The 23,450-nt window shown below is 47.3% G+C and carries 26 protein-coding genes and 4 tRNA genes; 9 read left to right on the top strand and 21 right to left on the bottom strand.

All coding sequences use genetic code 11. From position 1 onward, the window contains the following. Positions 1–69 precede the first annotated feature (69 nt). From ureG to NGM44_RS02890, 8 genes are read right to left on the bottom strand one after another with little or no spacing between them, the layout of a single operon-like run. Complete coding sequence (gene ureG / locus NGM44_RS02925; RefSeq protein WP_253224175.1) at positions 70–705, bottom strand: urease accessory protein UreG; 636 nt, start codon at positions 703–705, stop codon at positions 70–72. A gap of 31 nt (positions 706–736) precedes the next feature. After that, entirely contained in the window at positions 737–1,321 is a 585-nt protein-coding gene (locus NGM44_RS02920) for a HupE/UreJ family protein (protein WP_253224174.1), read from the bottom strand. A 25-nt stretch (positions 1,322–1,346) separates the two neighbouring features. Next, a complete protein-coding gene (locus tag NGM44_RS02915; protein WP_253224173.1) occupies positions 1,347–2,042 on the bottom strand; it encodes an urease accessory protein UreF in 696 nt (231 codons plus the stop codon). A gap of 3 nt (positions 2,043–2,045) precedes the next feature. Beyond that, positions 2,046–2,612: an urease accessory protein UreE gene (gene ureE / locus NGM44_RS02910; protein WP_253224172.1), complete on the bottom strand. Its 567-nt coding sequence runs from the start codon at positions 2,610–2,612 to the stop codon at positions 2,046–2,048. 11 nt (positions 2,613–2,623) lie between these two features. Continuing rightward, positions 2,624–4,354 (bottom strand): urease subunit alpha, encoded by a 1,731-nt coding sequence (gene ureC / locus NGM44_RS02905; protein WP_253224171.1) that lies wholly within the window; start codon positions 4,352–4,354, stop codon positions 2,624–2,626. 9 nt (positions 4,355–4,363) lie between these two features. Continuing rightward, positions 4,364–4,669, bottom strand: coding sequence for an urease subunit beta (ureB, locus tag NGM44_RS02900; protein WP_253224170.1), 306 nt, complete (start codon positions 4,667–4,669; stop codon positions 4,364–4,366). A 39-nt stretch (positions 4,670–4,708) separates the two neighbouring features. Then, positions 4,709–5,011 carry an urease subunit gamma gene (gene ureA, locus NGM44_RS02895; RefSeq protein WP_253224169.1) on the bottom strand — a complete coding sequence of 101 codons (303 nt, stop codon included), beginning with the start codon at positions 5,009–5,011 and terminating at the stop codon, positions 4,709–4,711. Between the two features lie 30 nt (positions 5,012–5,041). Further along, positions 5,042–5,932 (bottom strand): urea transporter, encoded by an 891-nt coding sequence (locus NGM44_RS02890; RefSeq protein WP_253224168.1) that lies wholly within the window; start codon positions 5,930–5,932, stop codon positions 5,042–5,044. Positions 5,933–6,522: 590 nt separating this feature from the next. Between NGM44_RS02890 and NGM44_RS10850 the strand changes: the two genes are divergently transcribed. Then, a complete protein-coding gene (locus tag NGM44_RS10850) occupies positions 6,523–6,654 on the top strand; it encodes a hypothetical protein (RefSeq protein ID WP_256470638.1) in 132 nt (43 codons plus the stop codon). A gap of 119 nt (positions 6,655–6,773) precedes the next feature. Here NGM44_RS10850 and NGM44_RS02885 read toward each other — a convergent pair whose 3' ends face one another. The 6 genes from NGM44_RS02885 to NGM44_RS02860 form a co-directional block, all read right to left on the bottom strand. Then, positions 6,774–8,132, bottom strand: a complete 1,359-nt coding sequence (locus NGM44_RS02885) for a wax ester/triacylglycerol synthase family O-acyltransferase (RefSeq protein ID WP_253224167.1) — start codon at positions 8,130–8,132, stop codon at positions 6,774–6,776. Positions 8,133–8,214: 82 nt separating this feature from the next. Further along, positions 8,215–9,003, bottom strand: coding sequence for a thiazole synthase (locus NGM44_RS02880; protein WP_253224166.1), 789 nt, complete (start codon positions 9,001–9,003; stop codon positions 8,215–8,217). Positions 9,004–9,246: 243 nt separating this feature from the next. Continuing rightward, a tRNA-His gene (locus tag NGM44_RS02875) sits at positions 9,247–9,322 on the bottom strand. 22 nt (positions 9,323–9,344) lie between these two features. Continuing rightward, positions 9,345–9,421 (bottom strand) — tRNA-Arg (locus NGM44_RS02870). Between the two features lie 59 nt (positions 9,422–9,480). Next, positions 9,481–9,557: transfer RNA gene (locus NGM44_RS02865), tRNA-Pro, on the bottom strand. 265 nt (positions 9,558–9,822) lie between these two features. Beyond that, positions 9,823–10,134 carry a rhodanese-like domain-containing protein gene (locus NGM44_RS02860; RefSeq protein WP_253224165.1) on the bottom strand — a complete coding sequence of 104 codons (312 nt, stop codon included), beginning with the start codon at positions 10,132–10,134 and terminating at the stop codon, positions 9,823–9,825. 116 nt (positions 10,135–10,250) lie between these two features. Between NGM44_RS02860 and NGM44_RS02855 the strand changes: the two genes are divergently transcribed. After that, positions 10,251–11,303 carry a DUF4105 domain-containing protein gene (locus tag NGM44_RS02855; RefSeq protein ID WP_253224164.1) on the top strand — a complete coding sequence of 351 codons (1,053 nt, stop codon included), beginning with the start codon at positions 10,251–10,253 and terminating at the stop codon, positions 11,301–11,303. 206 nt (positions 11,304–11,509) lie between these two features. Further along, positions 11,510–11,594, top strand: a tRNA-Leu gene (locus NGM44_RS02850). Positions 11,595–11,698: 104 nt separating this feature from the next. Here the strand turns inward: NGM44_RS02850 and NGM44_RS02845 are convergent. Further along, a complete protein-coding gene (locus tag NGM44_RS02845) occupies positions 11,699–12,733 on the bottom strand; it encodes a thermonuclease family protein (protein ID WP_253224163.1) in 1,035 nt (344 codons plus the stop codon). Positions 12,734–12,780: 47 nt separating this feature from the next. After that, on the bottom strand, positions 12,781–13,560 hold the full coding sequence (gene yaaA / locus NGM44_RS02840) for a peroxide stress protein YaaA (protein WP_253224162.1): 780 nt from the start codon (positions 13,558–13,560) through the stop codon (positions 12,781–12,783). Positions 13,561–13,776: 216 nt separating this feature from the next. Between yaaA and NGM44_RS02835 the strand changes: the two genes are divergently transcribed. Then, positions 13,777–14,847: an enoyl-CoA hydratase/isomerase family protein gene (locus NGM44_RS02835; protein ID WP_253224161.1), complete on the top strand. Its 1,071-nt coding sequence runs from the start codon at positions 13,777–13,779 to the stop codon at positions 14,845–14,847. Positions 14,848–14,966: 119 nt separating this feature from the next. Here the strand turns inward: NGM44_RS02835 and hemJ are convergent, their stop codons facing one another. The 4 genes from hemJ to serB form a co-directional block, all read right to left on the bottom strand. Next, the gene (gene hemJ, locus NGM44_RS02830; RefSeq protein ID WP_253224160.1) at positions 14,967–15,392 is read right to left on the bottom strand and encodes a protoporphyrinogen oxidase HemJ; all 426 of its coding nucleotides are present in this window, start codon (positions 15,390–15,392) and stop codon (positions 14,967–14,969) included. Between the two features lie 82 nt (positions 15,393–15,474). Continuing rightward, positions 15,475–16,515 carry a biotin synthase BioB gene (bioB, locus tag NGM44_RS02825; RefSeq protein ID WP_253224159.1) on the bottom strand — a complete coding sequence of 347 codons (1,041 nt, stop codon included), beginning with the start codon at positions 16,513–16,515 and terminating at the stop codon, positions 15,475–15,477. A 104-nt stretch (positions 16,516–16,619) separates the two neighbouring features. After that, on the bottom strand, positions 16,620–17,129 hold the full coding sequence (locus NGM44_RS02820) for a hypothetical protein (protein ID WP_253224158.1): 510 nt from the start codon (positions 17,127–17,129) through the stop codon (positions 16,620–16,622). Positions 17,130–17,165: 36 nt separating this feature from the next. Then, positions 17,166–18,275: a phosphoserine phosphatase SerB gene (serB, locus tag NGM44_RS02815; RefSeq protein WP_253224157.1), complete on the bottom strand. Its 1,110-nt coding sequence runs from the start codon at positions 18,273–18,275 to the stop codon at positions 17,166–17,168. Positions 18,276–18,465: 190 nt separating this feature from the next. Between serB and NGM44_RS02810 the strand changes: the two genes are divergently transcribed. The 5 genes from NGM44_RS02810 to NGM44_RS02790 all read left to right on the top strand — a co-directional run bounded on the left by NGM44_RS02810 (position 18,466) and on the right by NGM44_RS02790 (position 21,543). Further along, on the top strand, positions 18,466–19,701 hold the full coding sequence (locus tag NGM44_RS02810) for a hypothetical protein (protein ID WP_253224156.1): 1,236 nt from the start codon (positions 18,466–18,468) through the stop codon (positions 19,699–19,701). Between the two features lie 104 nt (positions 19,702–19,805). Further along, on the top strand, positions 19,806–20,033 hold the full coding sequence (locus NGM44_RS02805; protein WP_253224155.1) for a PA3496 family putative envelope integrity protein: 228 nt from the start codon (positions 19,806–19,808) through the stop codon (positions 20,031–20,033). Positions 20,034–20,111: 78 nt separating this feature from the next. Continuing rightward, entirely contained in the window at positions 20,112–20,633 is a 522-nt protein-coding gene (locus NGM44_RS02800; protein WP_253224154.1) for a UPF0149 family protein, read from the top strand. A 95-nt stretch (positions 20,634–20,728) separates the two neighbouring features. Then, the gene (locus tag NGM44_RS02795) at positions 20,729–21,100 is read left to right on the top strand and encodes a YbjQ family protein (protein WP_253224153.1); all 372 of its coding nucleotides are present in this window, start codon (positions 20,729–20,731) and stop codon (positions 21,098–21,100) included. Continuing rightward, on the top strand, positions 21,100–21,543 hold the full coding sequence (locus tag NGM44_RS02790; protein ID WP_253224609.1) for a YbjQ family protein: 444 nt from the start codon (positions 21,100–21,102) through the stop codon (positions 21,541–21,543). The genes NGM44_RS02795 and NGM44_RS02790 overlap by 1 nt, the downstream gene beginning before the upstream one ends. 140 nt (positions 21,544–21,683) lie before the next feature. On the opposite strand, the gene NGM44_RS02785 is transcribed toward NGM44_RS02790, so the two are convergent. After that, complete coding sequence (locus NGM44_RS02785; protein WP_253224152.1) at positions 21,684–23,153, bottom strand: DASS family sodium-coupled anion symporter; 1,470 nt, start codon at positions 23,151–23,153, stop codon at positions 21,684–21,686. Positions 23,154–23,450: the final 297 nt, after the last annotated feature.

Genomic DNA, 23,450 nt, shown 5'->3' with positions numbered 1-23,450 from the left:
CAATCCATTAAGCCCATGTCTTATGGTCTATCAAAGACATGGGCTGTGGCTGTCATAGAGTGATGGTCATTAGCGTACCAAAGCAGCAGGCTCGTCCACTGCTTTTAATAGAGCGTATTTTTCAATCCAACCGATGACGCCATCTAGGTTTTCTTGGGTCATTAAGTTGGTAAAAATAAACGGCTGACCCTGACGCATACGACTGGCATCGCGCTGCATGACTTCAAGGCTTGCGCCGACATGGGGTGCTAAGTCGGTTTTATTGATGACCAATAAGTCTGAGCGCGTGATACCTGGTCCGCCTTTGCGCGGGATTTTTTCACCTTGTGCCACATCGATGACGAATAAAGTCACATCTGCCAAATCAGGGCTGAATGTCGCTGATAAGTTATCGCCGCCAGACTCGATGAAAACGATCTCAACATCAGGAAAGCGCGCCACCATCTCATCGACAGCTTCTAGGTTCATGGATGCGTCTTCGCGGATGGCGGTGTGTGGGCAGCCGCCTGTTTCTACACCCATAATGCGCTCGGCAGGCAGGCGGCTATTTTTGGTCAAAAACTCTGCATCTTCTTTGGTATAGATGTCATTGGTGATCACGGCAACGCTGTAATCATTTGCCATTTTGCGTGTCAGTCGCTCAATCAGCGCGGTCTTGCCTGCGCCTACAGGGCCTGCGACACCGATTTTGATATAATTTCGCATGGTATTCTCGTTATTATCAAGTTAAGTTTATTTAAATAAAGAAAAAGCTAAGACCAGCCAAGCCGATAGCAGTGCCTGCGGTGCGAGTCAGTAGGGTGTTTTTGCTCAGCGCCATACCAAACGCAAGGCCGACCAAATGCAGTGCAATGGTGCTTAGTACAAAACCTGCGGCAAATACACCTGCTGCGCCGCCGCTCATTTCAGCACCGTGCGCGACACCGTGGAAAAATGCAAATGCAGCTGCGATCACTGATGCCAAAGCAACAGGTACTTGTTTTGCCCATGCTGCTGCCAAGCCAATGACCAAAACTGATGCAGCGATGGCTTGTTCGGTCATGGCGATGCTGCCTGATTGTAAACCAAAGAAAAAACCGACAACCATCAACGCCACAAAGCTTGTCGGCACTGCCCAGACAGCGTTTTTAAAGCGTGTGCTCAATAGTGCTGCCCACAGTCCGACAGCAACCATCGCCAGTAGATGATCTAGACCACCAATCGGGTGCAGTAGCCCTGACATAAAGGCATGACCGCCATCCATGTGACCAGGGTGTGCCATTGCCAAGCTTGGTAATAGCGCGGTCAATGCCATTAAAGTGCGTGATTGTACTGGTTTCATAAGAAGTCTCCTTGTGTAAAAATGATTAGCTCATGTATAAGCGTGTATAAAGTTGTTCGTGGCGCATGGCGCGAATGTCGCTTGCAACCGTGGCTGCTCCAAGCCAAGACAGATCAGGATTTAGGCTGCTTTGCACCGCTTGTTCAATGGGTGTGCGCAGTGCGTACAAGATATCTTGACCATCCATCTGACTTAAAGGAATGAGTTTTACACCATTGGTCACAGTGCCGACCGCGGCATTATAATAAAATGCGTACAAAGTACTGCTCTTATCCAGTCCCATCGCTGCTGCCACGATGGCAAATACAATGGGGAAAAATCCTTTGGCGTGCTTTTGGGTCAGTGCATCTGCATATGCCAATAAAGTCGGATGCGTCTCATAACGCCCAAAGATTTTTAATAAACGAATGCCGAGCTTGGCACCGCCGTCACGGATTTGTCGTGGCATTTTGGTGGCGGCAAGTTTTTGATCAAGTTGGATCAAGGCTTGCACATCATCTGCCATCATGGCGTCATAAGCCAAGGATAAGTACGCGCCATCGTTGTACGCCCAGTTCTGCTGTAGTTGTACTTGGACATAGCTGTGTAGGCTGTCTTTGTTGTGCACCACGCGTTCTTGGACGAAAGTCTCAAGTCCATTGGAGTGGTTAAAACCACCGATTGGCAGAGTAGGATCAACCAAATGCAGCAATGCACCTAACTGAGTGAGCGCCTGTGTCATGGGTCAGTCCTTATGCGCATGATCATGGTGATGGTGATGACCGTGACTGTGCGCATGATCACCATGATCGTGATAATGGTGATGGTCATGACCATGTCCATGTCCTTGTGCAGAGTTGGCGCGCAAGGCATGACTTAGGCGGCGCATCTGCTCACTTGGGTGAAAGCCAGCGGCATCTAGCCAAGCAAACATTGGCTTGTCAAAAGGCAATAACACTTCATCACCTTCCAAAAACAGCGGTGCGTGCTTATTACCAATCTCATAGCAGGCGCGCGCCATCTCAGGTAGGGTTTTGGGTGATAAGACGATGGCTTGACAAGGTTCAATAGCAACAACCAAAGCTGTCTGCTCATCAAGCATGACCACATCATCATGCGCCAAGCGCACACCTTCTTTGAGCAGGCGAAATGCCACTTCACGACCTGCTTGACTGGTCTTACGCAGAATGTTGCGATCACTTTCAAACCATTGCAAATGTACATAATCAATGGTCTGATCGGTGATTTTACCGCTTTGTTGTAATTGGGATAACTTACCCAAAATCTCTTGTATGATAATCAAATTGCTCATTATCATTCCTTTTAGAATAAGAAGTAACGCTGTGCCAATGGCAATTTATCAGCAGGATCACAGCCGATCAGCTCGCCATCGACACGCACCTGATAGCGTTCAGGATCGACGGTGATCTCGGGTGTTTGATCGTTGTGCACCAAGTCTTTTTTGCTGACATCACGGCAGTTTTTGACCGCGATGGTAGGTTTTTGTAAGCCGTATTGACGCGCGATATCGGCATCGTGTGCAGCTTGCGAGACAAAATACACTGCATTGTGATAATTGGATTTATCCAGTGCGCCGAACATCGGACGATAGACGACAGGCTGCGGCGTTGGAATGGATGCGTTCGGATCACCCATCTTGGCATAGCTGATGACGCCACTTTTGATGATAACTTCGGGTTTTACCCCAAAGAACATCGGCTTAAATAGTACGATATCCGCAAGTTTGCCAACTTCCAGCGAGCCGACCGCATGGCTGATGCCGTGCGCGATGGCAGGGTTGATGGTGTATTTGGCGATGTAGCGCTTGATGCGATAGTTGTCATTATCATCGCCTGTGACGGGATCAGGCAGGCTGCCGCGCTGAGCTTTCATTTTATCAGCGGTTTGCCAAGTGCGGATGATCACTTCGCCGACGCGCCCCATGGCTTGTGAGTCTGAGCTCATGATGCTAAACACGCCCATGTCGTGCAAAATATCTTCGGCAGCGATGGTTTCAGGGCGAATGCGACTATCAGCAAAGGCAACATCTTCAGGCACGCGCTTATCCAGATGATGACAAACCATCAGCATATCCAGATGCTCATCGATGGTATTGACCGTATAAGGGCGTGTTGGGTTGGTGGATGCTGGCAGAACATTGGTGTACATCGCAGCTTTGATGATATCAGGGGCGTGACCACCGCCTGCGCCTTCGGTGTGGAAAGTGTGGATGGTGCGTCCGTCGATGGCTTTGATGGTATCTTCCAAAAAGCCACTTTCGTTCAAGGTGTCTGTATGAATTGCCACCTGAATGTCCATATCATCAGCGACCTTAAGCGCAGCATCAATCACAGCAGGTGTTGCGCCCCAGTCTTCATGGATTTTCAGACCCAATGCGCCTGCTTTGATCTGTTCGACCAGTGGCTCGGTGGTGGCGCAGTTGCCTTTACCAAAAAGCCCGATGTTCACAGGTAGTGATTCGCAAGCTTGCAACATACGCTCAATGTGAAACGCACCAGGTGTACAAGTGGTGGCGTGCGTGCCATCGGCAGGACCTGTGCCACCGCCAATCATGGTTGTGATGCCGCTTTCGATGGCGTGTTCGGCTTGTTGGGGTGTGATCCAGTGAATGTGCGTATCGATACCGCCTGCTGTCGCGATCAGATGCGCGCCGTTGTGTACTTCTGTGCTTGCGCCGATGATCATATTGGGCGTGACATTATCCATGATGTCAGGGTTGCCTGCTTGTCCGATGCCTGCGATCTTGCCATCACGAATGCCGATGTCTGCCTTGACAATACCTAACTTGGCATCAATGATCATCACATTGGTAATGACAAAATCCAAGACATTTGGATTGGCGCGCGTGGCTGTGCCTGACTGACCCATGCCGTCACGAACACTTTTACCGCCGCCAAATTTATTCTCATCGCCATAAGTCAGATAGTCTTTTTCGATGGTTGCCCAAAGATCGGTATCGCCAAGACGCACTTTATCACCAACGGTTGGCCCAAAAGTCGCCACATATTGACTGCGTGGAATGGTTAAGCTCATGATACTCTCCTATAACTTGCCATCGATTTGATTGTGAAATCCATACACAGTGCGCGCGCCGACATAGGCGACCAATTGCACAGTTTTGGTTTCACCAGGTTCAAAGCGCACAGCATTGCCAGATGGGACATTCAGGCGCATACCCCGAGCAAGCGCACGATCGAATTGTAGTGCGGCATTGGTCTCATAAAAGTGATAATGCGAGCCGACCTGAATAGGGCGATCGCCAGTATTGACGACTTGTAAAGAGATGGTTTTGCGATCTTGATTGGCAGTGATGTCACCTGTTGCCAATTGATATTCACCTGGTATCATAAAATATCCTTAAAAATCATTGATTGAATTTATTACACATCAGCGAATCGGATGATGAACAGTGACCAGCTTTGTGCCATCAGCAAAGGTGGCTTCGATCTGCACTTCATCGATCATCTCAGCCACGCCTTCCATCACATCATTGACACCAAGCAATGTCGCGCCGTACGCCATGACTTCAGCGACGCTCATGCCGTCGCGCGCAGCTTCTTGTAGGTGGCTTGCGATATATGCCATCGCTTCAGGATAATTGAGCTTCAAACCGCGTGCCTTTCGCTTGGCGGCAAGCTCTCCTGCCAAAAACAGCATCAGCTTTTCTTGTTCTCGGGAAGTTAAATGCATACAAAGTTCCTTATTTTGAACAGTAGTGAGTTATGAAAACTTAGCCGCAGCCTGTGGGCGGTAGTTGATGAGTTTGGCTTTGAGTGGTAATAATAGCCATGTCGCAACCACAAAGCCGATTGTATAAGGAGCAAGACCTGTCAAAGTGATGCCATACTGGATGGATACCGCCAACAAGACACCAAGCACAATCAAGCACAAATCGCTCAATTTCGATCCAGCGAACACGCACGCCACCAAAATCGGCGCAAAGCCGTAGATGCCATTTGCCAAAGTATTGGCATCGACACCGAATAGATAATGCGCCATCAAAGTGCCGATAATCGCCGCCATCATGCCATACACCGCAGCGATGGGTGTATGAATGGCGACAGCTAGGCATAGTAGTACACCGGTGATGGCACTGGCGCCGAAATTGACTTCCGCCCACGCATAAAAGGGAAATTGTAAGCTTGCAAAGATACTGGTATGGTCAGGCAGCGGCGGTGTGGTTTGGCTAAGACCGAACAAGCCTAGCTGCGCCACGCCCCAACAAAATAGCCAACTGGTGGCGATGAATGGAAAGGTAAAAGCAGGTTTTTGTTTTAATAAAAAGATGTGCATGATGATGGTCGATACGATGCTGGCAGTTAGACCCAGTAGCCAAATCACAGGGTTGCTTGCATCCACCAAGCCAAAGGTAAATAGCACCGCCATAAAGCTTAAACTGCCATTAAATCCATATAAGCCTTGCGCGATCGCTTGGTCATCGGCTTTGAGCAGGTGCGCACAAATCGTGCCAATCAACGATCCAAGCAAGCAGGCGACCGCCAATGTCCAGTGGCTAAAAAACATACCGATCGCGATGATCAAGCCAGATAGCGCGCTTTGCTGCAAAAAAATTTGCCCAATGCCAGTGAGTGTGGTTTTGAATAACCCCATGTGCATCATCTCTATTTTTGCTCAGTTATAGAATGGTGATGGTCAATAATTATGCAAAAAATAAATAATATAAACCAAGATAAATCTGCAAACTTTATATTCTTTATTTTAAAAATCCAATATCACCACTCAAAATCTTAATAGGGATTATACATATCAAGGATATTCTTGTAAAATGGGGATATTTTGTAAATCATTCTATATTTATATGAAAATCTAATATACTAATCATAAATTTATATATATATGTATATAATGCTGATTATGGATACTAAATATCAAAAGTGTGCAAAAGTATATTGAGAGCAGAATAAGACAGATGGGTGAGTGGTGGCTTGAATTTGGAATGGGAAATTAAATTGGCAAATCACGCAACATGATGGCGAACTGATACTTATTATCATTTAAACTCATTATTTCGCCAATTATGACAAAGTGTATCAAAAATGAAACAAGTGTTTACACTTTACAGGGTCAAAATCGCAATTAGTCGTTGTGTACATTCGTAAACTTAGGTTATACTAAGTCCAACGAAAAAGATACCAGTCGCAAGCAATCGCCACCGACTTAAAGCAAATGGGGAAATAGCCATGAATACAAATATTACTGAAATGAATGTACTATCAAAAGGTAAAGAGCAGCCAATCACCAGCGAAATGATCGTTGCGGTACTTAAGAAGCTAGCGCAAGGCAATGCCAAGCCACTTGCCATGACTGCATAAGGGCAAACTTACGATTACTTGTATCGTTTCATAAATTTGGGTTTAAAAAAGTCGCTGATTGGCGGCTTTTTTATTGGGGGGATTTTATATATGATTTGGCGCGTGATCAATCTGTCAAGTTAAGCTTGATCGGTGGCTAATTTTTCATAAACTTGTAGCGCATCTTCGATCAAATCAAGCAGTATCTCGATATTTGGCAGGGCGGTCTGACAGGCAGTGATGCCAAAATCAATGCGATTTTGATAATTACAAAAACTGATGTTCAACGCTTGCCCGTCAAACAGCACCGACGCAGGGTAAATGCCCGTCAGCTTTGCGCCATTTAGAAATAGTGGCATATCATCACCAGGGACATTGGAGATGATCAGATTAAAGGCTTGCTTGGTGGGGTATGCGCGCGTAGCAAGGTTTAGCCCAGCCCAACCATAGCTAAGCGCGGTGTAGTTGATGACCGCCGACCAGCTAAGCCGCTCAAAGCGTTCTTTACCAAGTTTCATGCTGTGGTGAATGTCGTGCAGGCGCATGATGGCATCGTCATGCTCTGTGCCAAGCAGGGTCGGCGTGAATGAAATGCGATTGCCCACCGAGCTGTCATTATCACGCAAGGAGACAGGCACGAACGCCACCAATGATTGTTCAGGCAGGGCATTTTGACCAAGCAGATAAGCGCGCAGGGCATGACCACAGACCGCCATCAGTGCATCATTGGTGCTGACATTGAACCGCTTGGCAATGGTGACAAACCGCGCTTTGTCAAAGGCTCGAATGCCCAGATGGCGCGCCGTGCCGATACGCTGATTGAGTATCGATTTGGGTGCATCGAAGCTGCTGATCAGATGGCGGTTTTGCTGTTTTTTTTGGCTAAAATTCACCAAAAGCTCGCGGCAAGCAGGTGCAAGACTTTTGATCTGCTCGCTGATGTGCTTTGCCCACGGTTGATCGGGCGGTGGTAGGGCGGTGGATTTTTTGAGCTTCATTGCCCAGACAGGCAGCATATTTTTCTCATACGCAGTCTGTGCTAAAGATCGCTGAAACAGGCGCATCGCTGCGACACCATCGGCCAGCGCGTGATGAATTTTTAGAAATAAGGCGAAGCGCTTGGGTGCGCCATCAGACTCAGGCGCAAGATGATCAATGATGTGAATCGACCACAGCGGACGACTGCGCTCCAGTGGTCTTTCGTGAATGCGCGAAATCAGCGTCATCAGCTCATCATTACTGCCAGTTGTAAGCTTATGATATTGGCAATGATGATGCAGCTGAAAATCTTCGGACACTTGCCAAAAAATCTGCCGATACAGTACTTGATTGAACGGAAAATTCGGCAAAATCTCCGTATTGATCTCACTCATCAGACGGCTGACGAAATGCTCATCACCAACTGGAATCTCAAAGGTGCACAAACCGCTGACATGCATCGGCTGCTTGCTGTTTTCGAACAACAAAAATAAGAGATCAACAACGCTTAACGCACGCACAATTCACCGCCAATTCACGCCCCAAAAAGCGCATAATAGCAAAATTTTTGGGGTTTGATAAGTGGCTGATGGGTGAATTTACTTATTTGGTGAAAAAATATCCTGTCTGTGGGCTGCTTGCCTGTGCCATATAGCGCGCTGGCATACGACCTGCCAGATAAGCTTCACGACCTGCGATCACCGCGTGCTTCATCGCCGATGCCATCAGCACAGGATTTTGGGCGTGGGCGATGGCGGTATTCATCAGCACACCATCGCAGCCAAGCTCCATGGCGATCGCCGCATCAGATGCTGTACCGACGCCTGCATCGACTAGGACAGGCACTTGGGTTTGTTCGATGATTAGACTTAGGGTGTGGCGGTTTAGCAGTCCAAGTCCTGAGCCGATCAGACTGCCTAATGGCATGATCGCCACGCAGCCCATACTCTCAAGCTCTTTGGCGACGATCGGATCATCCGAAGTATATACCATCACTTCAAAGCCATCATCAATCAGCGTGCGTGCTGCTTTGACGGTCTCGATGACATTGGGATATAGGTTTTTGTCATCGCCCAGCACTTCAAGCTTGACCAGATTATGCCCATCCAGCAATTCACGCGCCAGCATACAGGTGCGCACCGCGCTGTCGGCATCGAAGCAGCCTGCGGTATTTGGCAAAATGGTGTATTTATTTGGTGAGATGACATCAAGCAGATTGGGTTCGTTTTTATTTTGTCCGATGTTGGTGCGGCGGATGGCGACGGTGACGATTTCAGCACCACTGGTTTCGATGGCGCTTGCTGTTTCGGTCAAATCTTTGTATTTGCCCGTGCCGACCAGCAGGCGAGAATTAAAAGTGCGAGAGCCGATGGTTAAAGTATCTGTTGTCATATTTTTACCTTTATTAGTCGTTTAAAAGCATCAAACAGCGATGCAGACTTCCTAGGGCAAGTGACGCGCTATCGTGCAGTTGTTCTGCTCTTAAACGATCATTGTTGTTATTGATGTTATAATCTTAAAGCGTGTACAGTATAGCGATAATCAGCACAAGGGTAAAGTGGTTTATAACTTGTATGGGGTGAAAACATGACAAACGATAAAAAACCCACCGAAATCATCGATGGGCCTAGAAGATGGGGCGACTGATGGGACTCGAACCCACGACAACCGAGATCACAACCCGGGGCTCTACCAACTGAGCTACAGCCGCCATAATAAATTTTGCAGGCATATGGCGCGCCTGGCAGGATTCGAACCTGCGACCACCTGCTTAGAAGGCAGATGCTCTATCCAACTGAGCTACAGGCGCTCGAGTGGCTTATATGTTGGGGTATTTACCAACAAAAAAAGCCTTTAAGGCTTTAAAAATGGTCGGAGTGGAGGGATTCGAACCCCCGACCCTCTGGTCCCAAACCAGATGCGCTACCAAGCTGCGCTACACTCCGATTTTTTCATCAACTTCAAGCTTTTCGTTAGTAGCTCGTCGTTGTGGTGCGTATAATACAAGCAAGACCCAAAAGTGTCAAGCGCTTATTTTTAAAAATATGCATAAAGTTTATAAGTTATTGATTTTTAATGATTTTAATTTGTGAAATTTTTGTGATGATTTTTGGTGAAGTTGTAAAACGCCCATCATCATGATCTGATGATGGGCGAATTTGGCAGAATTAAGCATGAATTTTAAGCCAATTTTGCCAAAATGAATCAATATTAGCCATTTTCTTGGATGATCGTCATGCCGCACGCTGCTGCACCGCGCGTACCACCTGTCAGATGGATGATGTTTCGGCTTGGGTCAAGCTCATCAAGCAGCGCGACCGCTTTGGCAGCCTTCGTGCCGCCACCGCACAGCACATAGATGTCGCCTGTGGTCGCATCGAGTTTTTCTTTGGTTAAGGTGGCAAGCGGCTGTGATTGTGCGTATTCGATATGACCTTCTTGGTATTTGTCCGCATCGCGCACATCCCAGATGGTTTTGGCTTGGCTTGGCTGAAATTCACTGATCGGTAACTCGGTAATCATACATTTTCCTTATAAAGCTAGTGGATGATTTATCAAGAATATTGATAAAAGGCGTTATAATAAAGTGTAACATATATGATATGATGGATGAATTATCATGTTATGTCAATGAAGTTATGAATCAGCAAAATGTAAACGAGCGCAGCTCTGTGATGACGACGGTTGCTCGCTCGACAGTGGCAGGTGCGCTTGGGCTATGGACAGTGTGGGGGTCGCTTGCACTGATGGTGCATAAACCTTTGGGCGCGGCGACCTATCCTGTGATGGCAGTGATGGCGGCGGCGTTCGGCGTGGGATTGACACGCAAATGGCGGCGTGCGCATTGGGTGCTGACGCTTGGCTTGCTTGCGGTGACGGCGTGGCTGGTTTTGATGCAGCCGAGCAATCAGCGTGCGTGGCAGGATGATGTTGCCAAGCAGCTTGATTATGAGCAGCAGGGCGATATCGTGACTGTGCATAATGTGCGTAATTTTCAGTGGGTGAGTGAGTTTAATTACACGCCATCGTGGGAAGTGCGCCGTTATGATTTGTCCAAGCTTGAGACGCTCGATCTTGTCATTTCGATTTGGGATAATGACGATATCGCGCATACGCTATTGTCTTTTGGCTTTGGCGATGGGCAGCGCGTGGCGTTTTCGGTGGAGATTCGTAAGGAAATTGGCGAAAGTTTCAGTTCGATTGGTGGATTTTTCCGTCAATATGAGATGACGGTGATCGCCGCTGACGAAAAAGACATCATCTATACGCGCAGCAATGCCCGCGGTGAGCGCGTGTATCTGTACCCACTCATTTATGATCGTGCTGATATGCGGCAGCTATTTTTGAGTTATTTAAAGCTGGCTGAGCGTTTGCGTAAGCAGCCTGATTGGTACAATACTTTGACCGCCAATTGCACGACGGAGATTTTTGAGTTAGTTAAAGAGATTGATCCTGTGCCTGTGGATTATCGCATTTTACTGTCAGGGCGATTGCCTGAATATCTGTACGAGCTGGGTGCGATTGATAATCGTGTGTCGTTTGACACTTGGCATAAGGCAGCATTTATCAATGATCGTGTGGTGGCTGACAGAGCGCAGATGGATATGGCAGCAGCGATGTCATCGGCGCAGTTTTCTCAGCAAATTCGCCAAGGTTTAGATATTGATACGCTGTTAAATACATCCAAGTAAGTGACAGGGCGACAATATCTGCATGATTGCCAAAATTATTATGCAAAATATCAATAACAAAACTTATGTAAAATCAATAAGTTATAAACTATTTGCAATAATTTTGACAAAATGATGAAAAAAGTGCTTGCACAAATTTCAAAACTCTATATAATACGCACCATCAAGACGACGCAGCGATGCGATACGGATTGATACTACAACTTGGGGTCGTGGCGGAATTGGTAGACGCACTGGATTTAGGTTCCAGCGCCGCGAGGTGTGAGAGTTCGAGTCTCTCCGACCCCACCAAATTCTAAAGAAGACTGGCGAAAGCTGGTCTTTTTTATTGTCTGGATTTTCTCTGATATATAAATAAAGCACAACGGATTTTTCCTTGTGCTTTTTATTTTGCGCTATTGGCGTTTGGCTTTGCGAAATTCTTCTGGGTAGATTGGATTGGGCTGCGACCATAATCCTAAGTCTTGGCTTTTGGCTTGGCTTTCAAGCAGTAGATAATCATTGTCCGTCATATACGCGCGATATGCCCACGCATAGCCATCGGCGACCATTTGTTTATTGATATTGCGTCCATTGACGAAGACTTCGGCGACGGCGCGCCCATAGCGGTCGTATTCGGTGATGGCGAGCACCACTGATTTACCATGGATCTGATCGCTGAGTGCCTGCTTGGCGACTTGTCCATAAGCCTGTCCACGCTCTGGTGCGTCGATTTGTGCGAAGCGGATTTTGATTTGCTGTTTATTGACATCCAGACAAGTGGCGGTGTCGCCATCACTGACGCCGACGATACGACAGCTGATGGCATGATCAGCAGGGCGTGCGGCAGCCTGATCACTGTCATTATCTACACCATCAGATTTGGTGTTTGGCTTGGTTAGGGCGCGCCATTCATCGAGCTTGGCGTTGATTCTATCAGTGCTTTGGCTGATCGGCGAGCTGATGGCAGTGCCAAGCTCATCGATTGAGCTACTGATACCGCCCAAGGCGCTGCTTGTGGCATCGGCACTTTGTTTGACTTGTTTGTTTAGGCTGTCGGTGGCGGATTTGGCTTGCTCGCTTGCGATGTTGCTTGCTTGACTGACGATCTGCGCGCCTGTGTCAAGTGTCGCATCGGGGCTGTGCTCTTTACCGCCCAGTACTACCGCTGCGATCAGCCCGATCGCGCCCAGTATTAAGCTTGCTGCCATGTTTTGCCATGTGCGCCATGATAATTTGTGCAGTATCGGTGGTGCTACAAGGATGGCAGCAATTAGCCAAATTGCCCCTGCGATCGGTTGAATCACCATCATGGCAAGCGCACACGCACCGAGCACAAGTGCAATCAACCAAAAAATCAGCTGCTGCCACTGTGGCAACTTGGCTGTGTATTGTGATAGCGTGCGTTTGCTTGGCGGTGTGGTTTTGCGCGGTTTGCGTGGTTTTGCCATGATGTCAGATCTGTGATTTGCCTAAAAATTAACCAATGTTTGCCTGTTTATTGCTCGGCACGGCGAAACACCCAAGTATCATCATCGCTGACATCAGCAGCAAAATAATAGCCATCGACATCGAATGCCTTGAGTGCATCAGGCTTGGTAATGCCATGTGTGGCGGCATAATTCACCATCAAACCGCGTGCTTTTTTGGCATAGAAACTGATCACTTTAAATTTACCATTTTTCTCATCTTCAAAGCGCGGCGTGATAATGCGTGCGTTGATTTTCTTAGGATTGACCGCGCCAAAATATTCACTCGATGCTAGATTGACCAAGACTTGCGAGCCTGATTCATCGATACGCGCATTGATGACATCGGTGATGCGATCACCCCAGAATTGATATAGGTTGTCCGCTTGTGGCGTCTTAAATTTCGTACCCATCTCAAGGCGATATGGCAGCATCAAGTCCAGTGGGCGAAGCAACCCATACAGCCCAGACAAAATCCCAAGATGGGTATTGAGATAACCAATCTCATCTGCGTCAAGTGTATAAGCATCAAGCCCTGTATAGACATCACCATCGAACAGATATACCGCAGGCTTGGCACTGTCATCAAAAGGATATGCCCAACGCTGATTGCGCATGACATTAAGCTCAGCGATCTTGGCAGAAACGCCCATCAGCTCTTGTAGATCAATGGCATCGCAGTCTTTGAGCGTGTGCATCAGCGTCATCGCATCATCGATGAGCTCAGGTGTGGTCAAATGCGCACTGACATCGAGCGGCACAGGGGTTTTTTCGTCCAAGTTTTTGGCAGGTGAAATTAAAAAATACATAAAATTATCCTAAAAATTTATCCCAAAAGCATAACAACATTATACCAAACATAATCAGATTGCCAATTTAAAAATCATGGACGATTATTTTTGCACCATCAATCATGAGTTGGGTTTTGGGCGAAATTTTTGTATAATTTGTGATCAGGTATGCCAAATAGGCATATTTGGTGCGATGACTGACCTATCTGACAATGATTTTTTTAAGGAAAAAAGATGAGTATTATCAAGGACTTTATCGAATTAAACGACGGTTATAAAATCGGTGTCATTACTTTAAATAATCCTGATTCGCTCAATGCGCAAACTCTTGAGATGGTGCGCGAAACCAGCGCGCTATTAAGCTTATGGCAAGATGATGTACACATTGTCGCAGTGCTGTTTCGCGGTATGGGCGAAAAGGCGTTCTGCGCTGGCGGCGATATTCGTGGGCTATATCATCATTATAATGATCAAGAATTTCCCAATCCCTTGGCGTTGCAGTTTTTCGTCACCGAATACGGTCTGTGCAAGCAGATCAAGGCTTATCCTAAGCCATGTATCGTCTGGGCGAGTGGCATCGTCATGGGTGGCGGCATGGGGATTGCCACGCCGTGCAGTCATCGCATCGTCACGCAGACGACGATGATGGCGATGCCTGAAGTAGCGATCGGGCTGTTTCCTGATGCGGGCGGTTCGTACTTTTTAAAGCATATGCCTGATCGCTTGGGGTTGTTTTTGGGATTGACAGGGGCGCGCTTTAATGGTGCGGATGCTTTGGCACTGGGCGTGGCAGATTATGCGATGGATAGTGCTGATTTTGATATACTGATCACTGCCTTATCATCACTTGCTTGGACGGATAATAGATCAGATAATGAAACTTTATTAAATAATTGCTTGGATAAATTAAGCAATCCGATGCTACTGGGTGATGGCTGGCTGCTGCCAAATCGTGCGCAGGTTAGTGCGCTGGTTGTGGTAGATAGCTTACAGGATTTTGATAGATTGGCAAGATCGGGGCAGTACGATGATAATGAGTATATCGCCAAGGCTTTGGCAAGTTATCGCCAAGGCTGCCCGACATCGGCAGGCTTAGCGTGGCAGATTCATCATAAAGTAGATGGTTATAGCTTTAATCAAGTGATGGATATGGAGCTGATCGTTGCGCTGTATTGCTGTCATTTTGGTGAATTTGCCGAAGGGGTGCGCGCGCTACTGATTGATAAAGATAAAAATCCGAAGTGGCATTATACGATAGATACGCTGCCGCAGTCGCATTTGGATGTGCATTTTGTGCCTTGGTAAAAGGTGAAGTTTCAGAGTGCTTATTGTAGAGCATTTATTTGGAGTATTAGGCAGGTAAATAAGCCCAAGTGTGTTAGCGATCACTTGGGCTTATTAAATGGGAATATTATTAAGAAGAATTAAAATGGCTTAACCACCGCCAAAATCACCACGGAGATTAAGATAATCACAGGAATTTCGTTAAACCATCGCCAATAGACATGGCTTTTGTATTGTGGTTCATTGACAAGACGCAAGCGAAATCTGCCACAGGCAAGATGATAGATGGTGAGTAAGATGACTAAGGCAAGCTTGATATGCAGCCAGCCTTGGGACAGATACACGCTAGGGGCAAGGGCGATCATGCTCAGACCAAAACCCCAAGTAGCGATCATCGATGGGGTCATGATGCCGCGATACAGCTTGCGCTCCATGATGGCAAAGCGTTCTTGGCTGGTCTGATCATCGCTCATCGCATGATAGACGAATAGGCGCGGCAAATAAAAAATCCCTGCAAACCAGCACACCATGCTGATGATGTGAAACGCGCGGATGTATTCTAGCATTGATTTTCCCCGACAAAGCTTGATGTTTCAACAAAAAAGATGCGCTAGTATAGCACATCTTTGATGATAGATGGGTGGCTCGTTAGGCGCTTAAAGGACAGCCTTCAGGCAGTTCTTGATTGATCGCTGTACCGCTCATCGCATCGATGATTTGCGGCTTTGGCATCGGGCGTGTCGGCGTCAAGCCAAGCTCTGCCATTAGGCGATCATCATGTGATGTTGATTGGTTGCCTGTGGTCAGTAGCTTATCGCCATAGAAAAATGAGTTCGCGCCCGCCATGAATGCCAATGCCTGCTCGCCATCGCTTAGACTTTCGCGTCCAGCAGATAAGCGCACATAGCTTGTCGGGCAAGCAATACGCGTAACAGCGATGGTGCGAATCCATTCGATCACGGATAATTTACCTTCTGCCAAGACCTTATCGCCAAGCGGCGTGCCTTTGATGGGGACGAGCAAGTTTACAGGAATCGACTGCGGCGGGATCGGCATTTGGGTCAGTTCATAGATCCAGTCAATGCGGTCTTGGCGACTTTCGCCCATGCCGACGATAGAGCCTGAGCAGACATTGATACCGGCATTGCGCACATACTCGATGGTCTCAAGGCGGTCATCGTAGCTGCGCGTGGTGGCGACGCTGTCGTAATAGTTGCGCGATGTGTCCAGATTGTGATTATAATAATCAAGTCCAGCATCGGCAAGGGTTTGCGCTTGTTCTGGCTTTAGCATACCTAAGGTCATGCAAGTCTCAAGCCCCATCGCCTTAACCTCGCTGATCAGCTCGACCAAATACGGCATATCTTTATCGCTTGGGTGTTTCCAAGCTGCCCCCATGCAAAAGCGCGATGAGCCTTGTGCTTTGGCGCGGCGTGCGGCGGCCAGTACTTTTTCGATTTCAAGGCGTTTTTCAGGCGTTAAGCCTGTCTTGTCGCGATGATGACCCGACTGCGAGCAGTAGCCACAGTCTTCAGGGCAGTTGCCTGTTTTGATAGAAAGTAGCGTACTGATTTGCACTTCATTGGCATTAAAATGTTGGCGATGCACGGTCTGCGCCTGCATCAGCAAGTCCATCAGTGGCAAATCGAATAAACGCGCGATTTCATCCTTGGAAATTTGTGTCATCATTGGGTCATCTCGTCAAGAATTTAAGTGTACAATTGTAATGAATTTTATCAAAAATAGCAAATCCCTTTGCTATTTATCCTACCAATGTCATGCCAAAGTTTGGCTTATTTGCCCAGTTTTTGTTTTAGAGATACTAATAAATCTTTGGCGGTATTGGCATAAGGTTTTGCCATCTCAAGATAAGGCTTGGCTTGCTCGACATAGCCTTTATATTCATCAGGAATGGTGGCAGCTTGTTTGCCAATACCTGCAAACCACAGCACCAGTTTATAATCGCCCGTGATTTTGACATCGCCATCTTGGATTGCTGTCATGAAGGCTGCGACATCGCCTTTGGTGAGTAGCTTGACGCCAGTCATCGAGTCTTTAAAATCAATGGTCAGATCAGCATCTTGTGCTGTGCCTGCAGTCTGCCCAAAATGCCCATGATCAAAGCGAAAATACCGCTCAACACTCGGTGAGATGAACTGAATGCACACGGTGCGATCTTTGATCAAATTGTTAAACGCATCATTGGATTTGCTCTTGGCAAGGTTCTGTAGGCGCAGACCAAGCGCAGCGAGCAATGCGTCCAATGGATCGGTTTTGACATTGATTACAGGGACGGTAAACATAAGTTTTCCTTAATAAAGTAAATATATATAAATGGCTTAAGCTTTATCCAGTCGATGACCTAGGGCATACAGTACACCTTCAAGCCCTGTGACATTCACCGCTGCCGATGCGCGTGCTTGCACGATTGGCTTAGCATGATAAGCGATGCCTAGATCGCTGACCGCCATCATTGGCAAATCGTTCGCACCATCGCCGATGCAGACCACTTCTTGCATGGATAGACCTAAGCGTGCGGCGACTTTTTGGGCGATGGCAGCTTTTTGTATGCCGTCCAAAATCGGATCGGCAACCGTGCCTGTCAGCACCTTACCATCATTGATGAGTGGATTGGCATAAAATTCATCCATGCCAAGCGTACGCGCGACATAGTCGGCAAATGGCTCAAAGCCACCTGAGATCAGCACCGTATGATAGCCCAATGCCTTTAGGCTCTTGATCGCGGTGGCTGCACCAGGTTGAAAATGAATGTGATTGGCGATGATCTCATCGACCACGCTCACTGGTGTATCAGCAAGCAGTGCCACGCGGCGCGCAAAGCTTGTGGCAAAATCAATCTCACCGCGCATCGCTTCTTCGGTGATCTCTGAGACTTTATCTTCGATGCCGCAGAATTTGGCAAGTTCAACGATCACTTCTTCTTGGATCAAGGTAGAATCCATGTCAAAGCACGCCAAACGATGGCGCGTCAGCATTTTTTCGGCGGATAAAATATGCACATCGGCTTGGATATGTAAAGCCAAATGTGCGCTGATTTGCTCATCGATGATGTGCGCAGCGGCAGTTTTTTTCTCGCTGCTCATCTCGGTCTGTACTTTTGGTGCAAGCAAATAGCGATAAATCCCCACATTGCTTACAGTCTCGCCGCCATCGATCTTGTGCGCGCGTGCTTTGGCGGCATCGTCATCACAGACGGTAATCAGCTGCCAATTGGCTTGGGTGGCTGTCCATGACTGCATCAGCGTATCGACTTGTGCACCATCTTGGGTGACGACGACGATGGCAAATAATGGCAATATCCCAAGCTGTGCGCAGTGTTCTAGGTTATCAAGATCGCAGCCGTGCAGGGCATCGGGCAGAATGTGCGCCACTTGGCTTAGGGCAGCTTGCCATGCTTGGCTATTATTCGGTAGGGCGTAGATGCTCATAAGTCACTCAAAACTTGTCAGGATAAAAATGAACATATTAGCACCAAACTAGCGATGATAAAAGGGCAATATGTGCAAATTTGGCAAATCAATTAAAAACAGTTGCGTAAATGGTGCAAACATGGGAAAATTAGTTTATTTTGCTTACAAAAGACCGTTTTGTCCTTGTTATTTTGGTTTTAGACTCATCATGCCATATTCTGCCCCCAAGCAAACCACTTTTTTTGTCATTTTGCTGATTAGCTTATTATTGCACATCATCTTTTTTGTCATTAGCTCAAACCGCCTACAAACCGAGAATCATCGCATGATCGCGGATCGCTTGGTCGCTGAGATGAGCGCGGATTTGGTGATGCCAAGTGCTGCCAATGACCGCGTGAGCATGAGCTATATCGCAAGCCAATATGCCAAAGAGCCTGAAGTGGCGTATGTTGGTGTGTATAACGCTGCGGATAATATCGTGGTGTCGGTCGGTGAAGGCGAAAGCGGCTATCGCACCAAGAACGAGACGATCATCTCAGGTGATAAGGTGCTGGGTTCGGCGGTGATCGAGACTAAGGCGGTGCGCACGGCGAGTATCTTGTCAGGTCAGTGGTTGTTTTTGCTGGCGATGCTTGTGCTGCATGGTTTGATTTGGGTGGCGTACAGCTATTTTGCGCGCCCAAGCAAAGAGCTTAAAGCACAAATCGCAAGCCAAACGCGTGCTAAGCTGATCAGCCAAGGCGTTATTTCAGGCACTTTGCCAGTCGCTGAAGTGGCTGAACCTGTGCAAGTACAGACGGCTGTGGCTGATGATATCCAAGATGATGACGATAAAGAGCAGGAGATGCCAGTAGCCGCACCAAAAGTTGCTGATAGCTATGTCACCCAAGTGCGTTTCGATGATCCTAATGGCTTGCTATTGGCATTAAGTTTCGATCATAAGCAGATGTACTTTGCGCTGTGTGATCAGATGCTTGCCAAGGCGGCACAAAAGCTGCTTGATGCGCCATTATTGGCAGGCGTGTCAATCCATAGCATCAAAAGTTTTGATGAAAATGGCGCAAGCGTCACGCTTGTGGCTGAGCATGAGCACGCCAAAGTGGCAACCGCGTCATTGATGCTTGCCAAGCTTGCCTTGATGGTCAATCAAATCGTCTATGAACGCCATCGCAAACAAGGACAATTTGCCCTAAACATCAGCACCATGGCAAGTGACAGCGCCCAAGCCAATACCGTGCACAGCATCTCAGCGCGCCGCGGTTTGCCACTGGTGCTATTATTTGACAGTGCTGCTAAGCAGGAAATCGCCACTGTGGGTGTGCTTGATACACTGGATAAACCATTGTCAGCATCAGAGCGCGACTGCCAAGTGGTCAGCTCGCTGAACCAAAGTGCGGTGACGCGACTGCGTGTGGCGCGTGATGCGGTGTTTTTGGAAGAGTAAGTAATCTTATTACTTGACAAAATTTCAAAATTCATTTATAAGGCTATTCAAACCCTTTGGATAACAAGGGTAGGAATGATTGTAATGAATACTAAGGAGTCATTATGAGCAATATTGATGATGATTTTGATGATGATAACTTTGAAGAAGATGCCGATGCCAAGCTTGCTGATGAAGGCAAGGCCAAACCGCTCGAAAAACGCCTAAAAATCGACGCTTTATTAGAAGAGCAGCGACTGAACAAGCTTAAGCGCGCGCTAGAAGATGAAGATGATTTTGCCGAATTTGACGATTTGGATGATGATTTTGATGATTTGGACGATGATTTTTGATCGCCAATTACCAAAACACTGCCGCTTATACTGACAGCGTGTCGGTATAAGCCTTATTTTTTACAAAGAGTATGAAAAATGAATAAACAAGAACTGTTCGCCTACTTAGAATCGCCTGCCAATGAAATGGGTCTTGACCCAATTGCGGCGCATGGTTTTTTGACCGCAACTGTGGTGGGTAAGCCATTACCAAACTGGCTGTCGGCGTTTTTTGAAGGGGTGGATGCGGCTGTGCCAAGCGAAGTGAAAACCGCGCTGCAAGCATGGCGTCAAGAGCTGATCGATACGCTTAAAGCCGAGCAGCCGATTGAGCTGCCGTTCGATGCCAGCGAAGAAGCGGAAGATTTCAGTGAGGATGGCGACTTGGCAGCATGGGCGATCGGCTTTGTCGATGCGATGTATTCTGATGAGAATGTCGATTGGTTTGATGATGAAAACACCGAACAAGATGTTGCTGATTTGACCTTGCCGATGGTGGTGTTGTCAGGCATCGATGAAGAGCTTGATGAGATTCGCAGCGATGAGATGCTGGCAGATATGGCAAATGCCCTAGAAGACAACATCACTGAGCTGTTCTTATTATTCCATACCGATGATTGATCACCGATTGTTTGGTGATTATTAAAAAAGCAGGGCGATTTTCCTGCTTTTTTCATCTTATTTTTATTTTTATCCAAAGTTTACCAAGGAAAATCATGCAATTATCCAATCTTGAAACCTTGCCAAACTACATCATCACCGAGCGACTCGATGTTGTCTATGGCAGCACCGTTCGCAGTAAGCATGTGGGTAAGGATTTATTAGCAGGTCTAAAAAACATCGTCGGCGGTGAGCTGACGGCTTATACTGAGCTGCTTGAAGAAGCGCGTCAAGAAGCGATGGCACGCATGATTGCCAAAGCTCAAGCGCTGGGCGCAGATGCCATTGTCGGTGTGCGCTTTTCCACATCGAACATCACCGCAGGCGCGTCCGAGATTTTCGTCTATGGCACAGCGGTGAAAGTACAGAAAAAATTCAATCCATTTGGAAATTCTTCAGATCATCTTGATAATAATGGCAATGTGTGATGGATATTGAAGCGGTATTATTTCGGTATGCTGACTGGATTTTTGCCATTGTGCTGTTTGTGGTCGGTTGGTATTTTGGTACGCGCGCTGAGAAAAAGCACTTGGCAAGCTTACAAAAAGACGAAAGCGATTTGGCGCATATCACCGTGTCAAGCGAGCGATTTTTTGAGCCTGTTGGGGTGCGTGATTCGGTATTTGTCACAGGCAGCGTGGTCATTGCCCAAGACCGCTTTAAGCTTGTGATGGCGGCAATCATGAGCTTATTTGGTAAAAATTTGACCGTCTATGAAAGTCTGCTTGACCGTGCGCGCCGTGAAGCCGTGGTGCGCGCCAAACACCAAGCCAACCATGCAGGCTGTCATGCCATCTATGGCATCCGCTTTGAGATGTGTGATATTGATGGTGGTGTGGAAGTGCTGGCTTATGGCGTGGCGGTGAAGTGATTAGTGTTTCTTGGTTGAAATTGTCTGTCAATAAACCTCATCCCAACCCTCCCCTTAACAAGGGGAGGGGGTCTACTAAAACCCAGTAAAAAACCACGATTCATCATGAACCGTGGTTTTTGTTTTTGGAAAAGGGGAAATTACCAATAACCCAGCACTTTCCACCACAGACCGCCGATGACCAAGAAGATGATCAGATTGACCACACTCATCACAAAGCCTGCTTTCCACCATTCACCAAGCCCCACAAAGCCTGAGCCGAAGACGACTGGTGATGTGCCTGTGGCATAATGTGTCAAGGTCATCATGATGTTGGACGCGGCTGCCATCGCAAGTGCAAAGAACATTGGCGGTGCGCCTAGAGCGATGCCTGCCACCAAAAACGCGCCGAACATCGCTGTGATGTGCGCTGTGGTACTGGCGAACATATAGTGCGCGTACATATAAGCCACCAGTAGCAACAAGCCTGCTGTCATACCGCTTAAGCCTAAGCCACTGATGCCTGTTTCTAGACTTTGGCTAAACCAAGTGATTAAACCAAGTTTATTTAAGAAAGTCGCCATCATGATCAAGGCTGAGAACCACACGATGGTATCCCACGCACTTTTTTCTGATGTGATGTCATCCCAAGTCAAAACACCTGTCAATAATAGCAAGCTTAAGCCCAAAAATGCCGTGGCGGTCGCATCGATATCAAAGCCAAATAGTAGCTTTGGAATGCCTGCCCAACACGCAAGCAAAATCCCAAAGATGACAAACATGATTTTCTCATCGCGGCTCATCGGGCCCATTTCGGTAAGCTTATCTTTGGCAAATTGTACAGCGTTCGGCGTATTTTTGATGGTCGGTGGATACATAAAATACAGCACGATCGGCATAACGATAAAGGCGATCAAACCCGGTACCAGCATCGCAATCGCCCACTGGCTCCAGCTTAGGCGAAACTCACTGCCCAAACTTTCGGCGATGATATTGACCACCATCGGGTTTGGTGCGGTGGCGGTGATGAACATCGCTGAGCTGATTGGGTTGCTGTGATAATTAACCAGCGCAAGGTATTTGCCCATCACGCCTTCGGTGTTTTTCTCAGGCGTTGAGTCGTAGCTTTGGGCGATTGAGCGCATGATTGGATGCATGATCGCGCCGCCGCGTGCGGTATTACTTGGCGTTACAGGTGCCAAGATCAGCTCTGATAAAGCAAGGCTGTAGCCGATGCCGATGGTTTTTTTGCCCCAGACGGCGATGAATAGATAGCCGATACGCGCGCCTAAGCCTGTTTTTAATAGACCGCGCGAGATCATGATTGACACACCGATCAGCCAAATCAATGGGTTGGCAAAGCTTGACAGTGCATCTTTCATGGCGGCGTCGGCTTTACCGTCAGCGACAGTGATGCCCGTGATGGCAACGAGCATGATGGCGATGATCGACAGTGCGCCGATGGGCATGGCTTTGCCGATGATGGCAGCGATGACACCGACGAACAGCGCAAGCAGTCCCCAAGCTTGTGCCGATACGCCATCAGGAGTAGGGATAAAAAAGATGATGGCAGCCAGTGCAATGGCGATCGCCATCGGAATGGGCTTAAAGCCTAATTTAGAATTATTCATAAGTCACCTGATGTGAATTTATGGCAAGTTGTTATTATAAAAATAAAAAAAAGAAGCCGTGATGACGACTCCCTTCAAATTGCGCTTTTGTTATCAAATTTTACAAGCATTATACAACAAAAAATCACCCACAAAAAGTAAGGGATTGCTATTATTTTTGCAAAATCATTTTCTATAAAAATGCTAGACAAATTTTTGGCGATGGGCGATGAAGTATTTTCAATAAAAATCCCCACAAATCCAAGAAAACTTGCTAAAATAATCAGTATTTTTTATTGTATTTTGAACCAAAAACTT

This window comes from Moraxella sp. FZFQ2102, from assembly GCF_024137865.1.
Classification (GTDB): domain Bacteria; phylum Pseudomonadota; class Gammaproteobacteria; order Pseudomonadales; family Moraxellaceae; genus Moraxella.
Note: the sequence above shows the minus strand (reverse complement) of the source record. Positions and strands in the feature narration are given on the sequence as shown.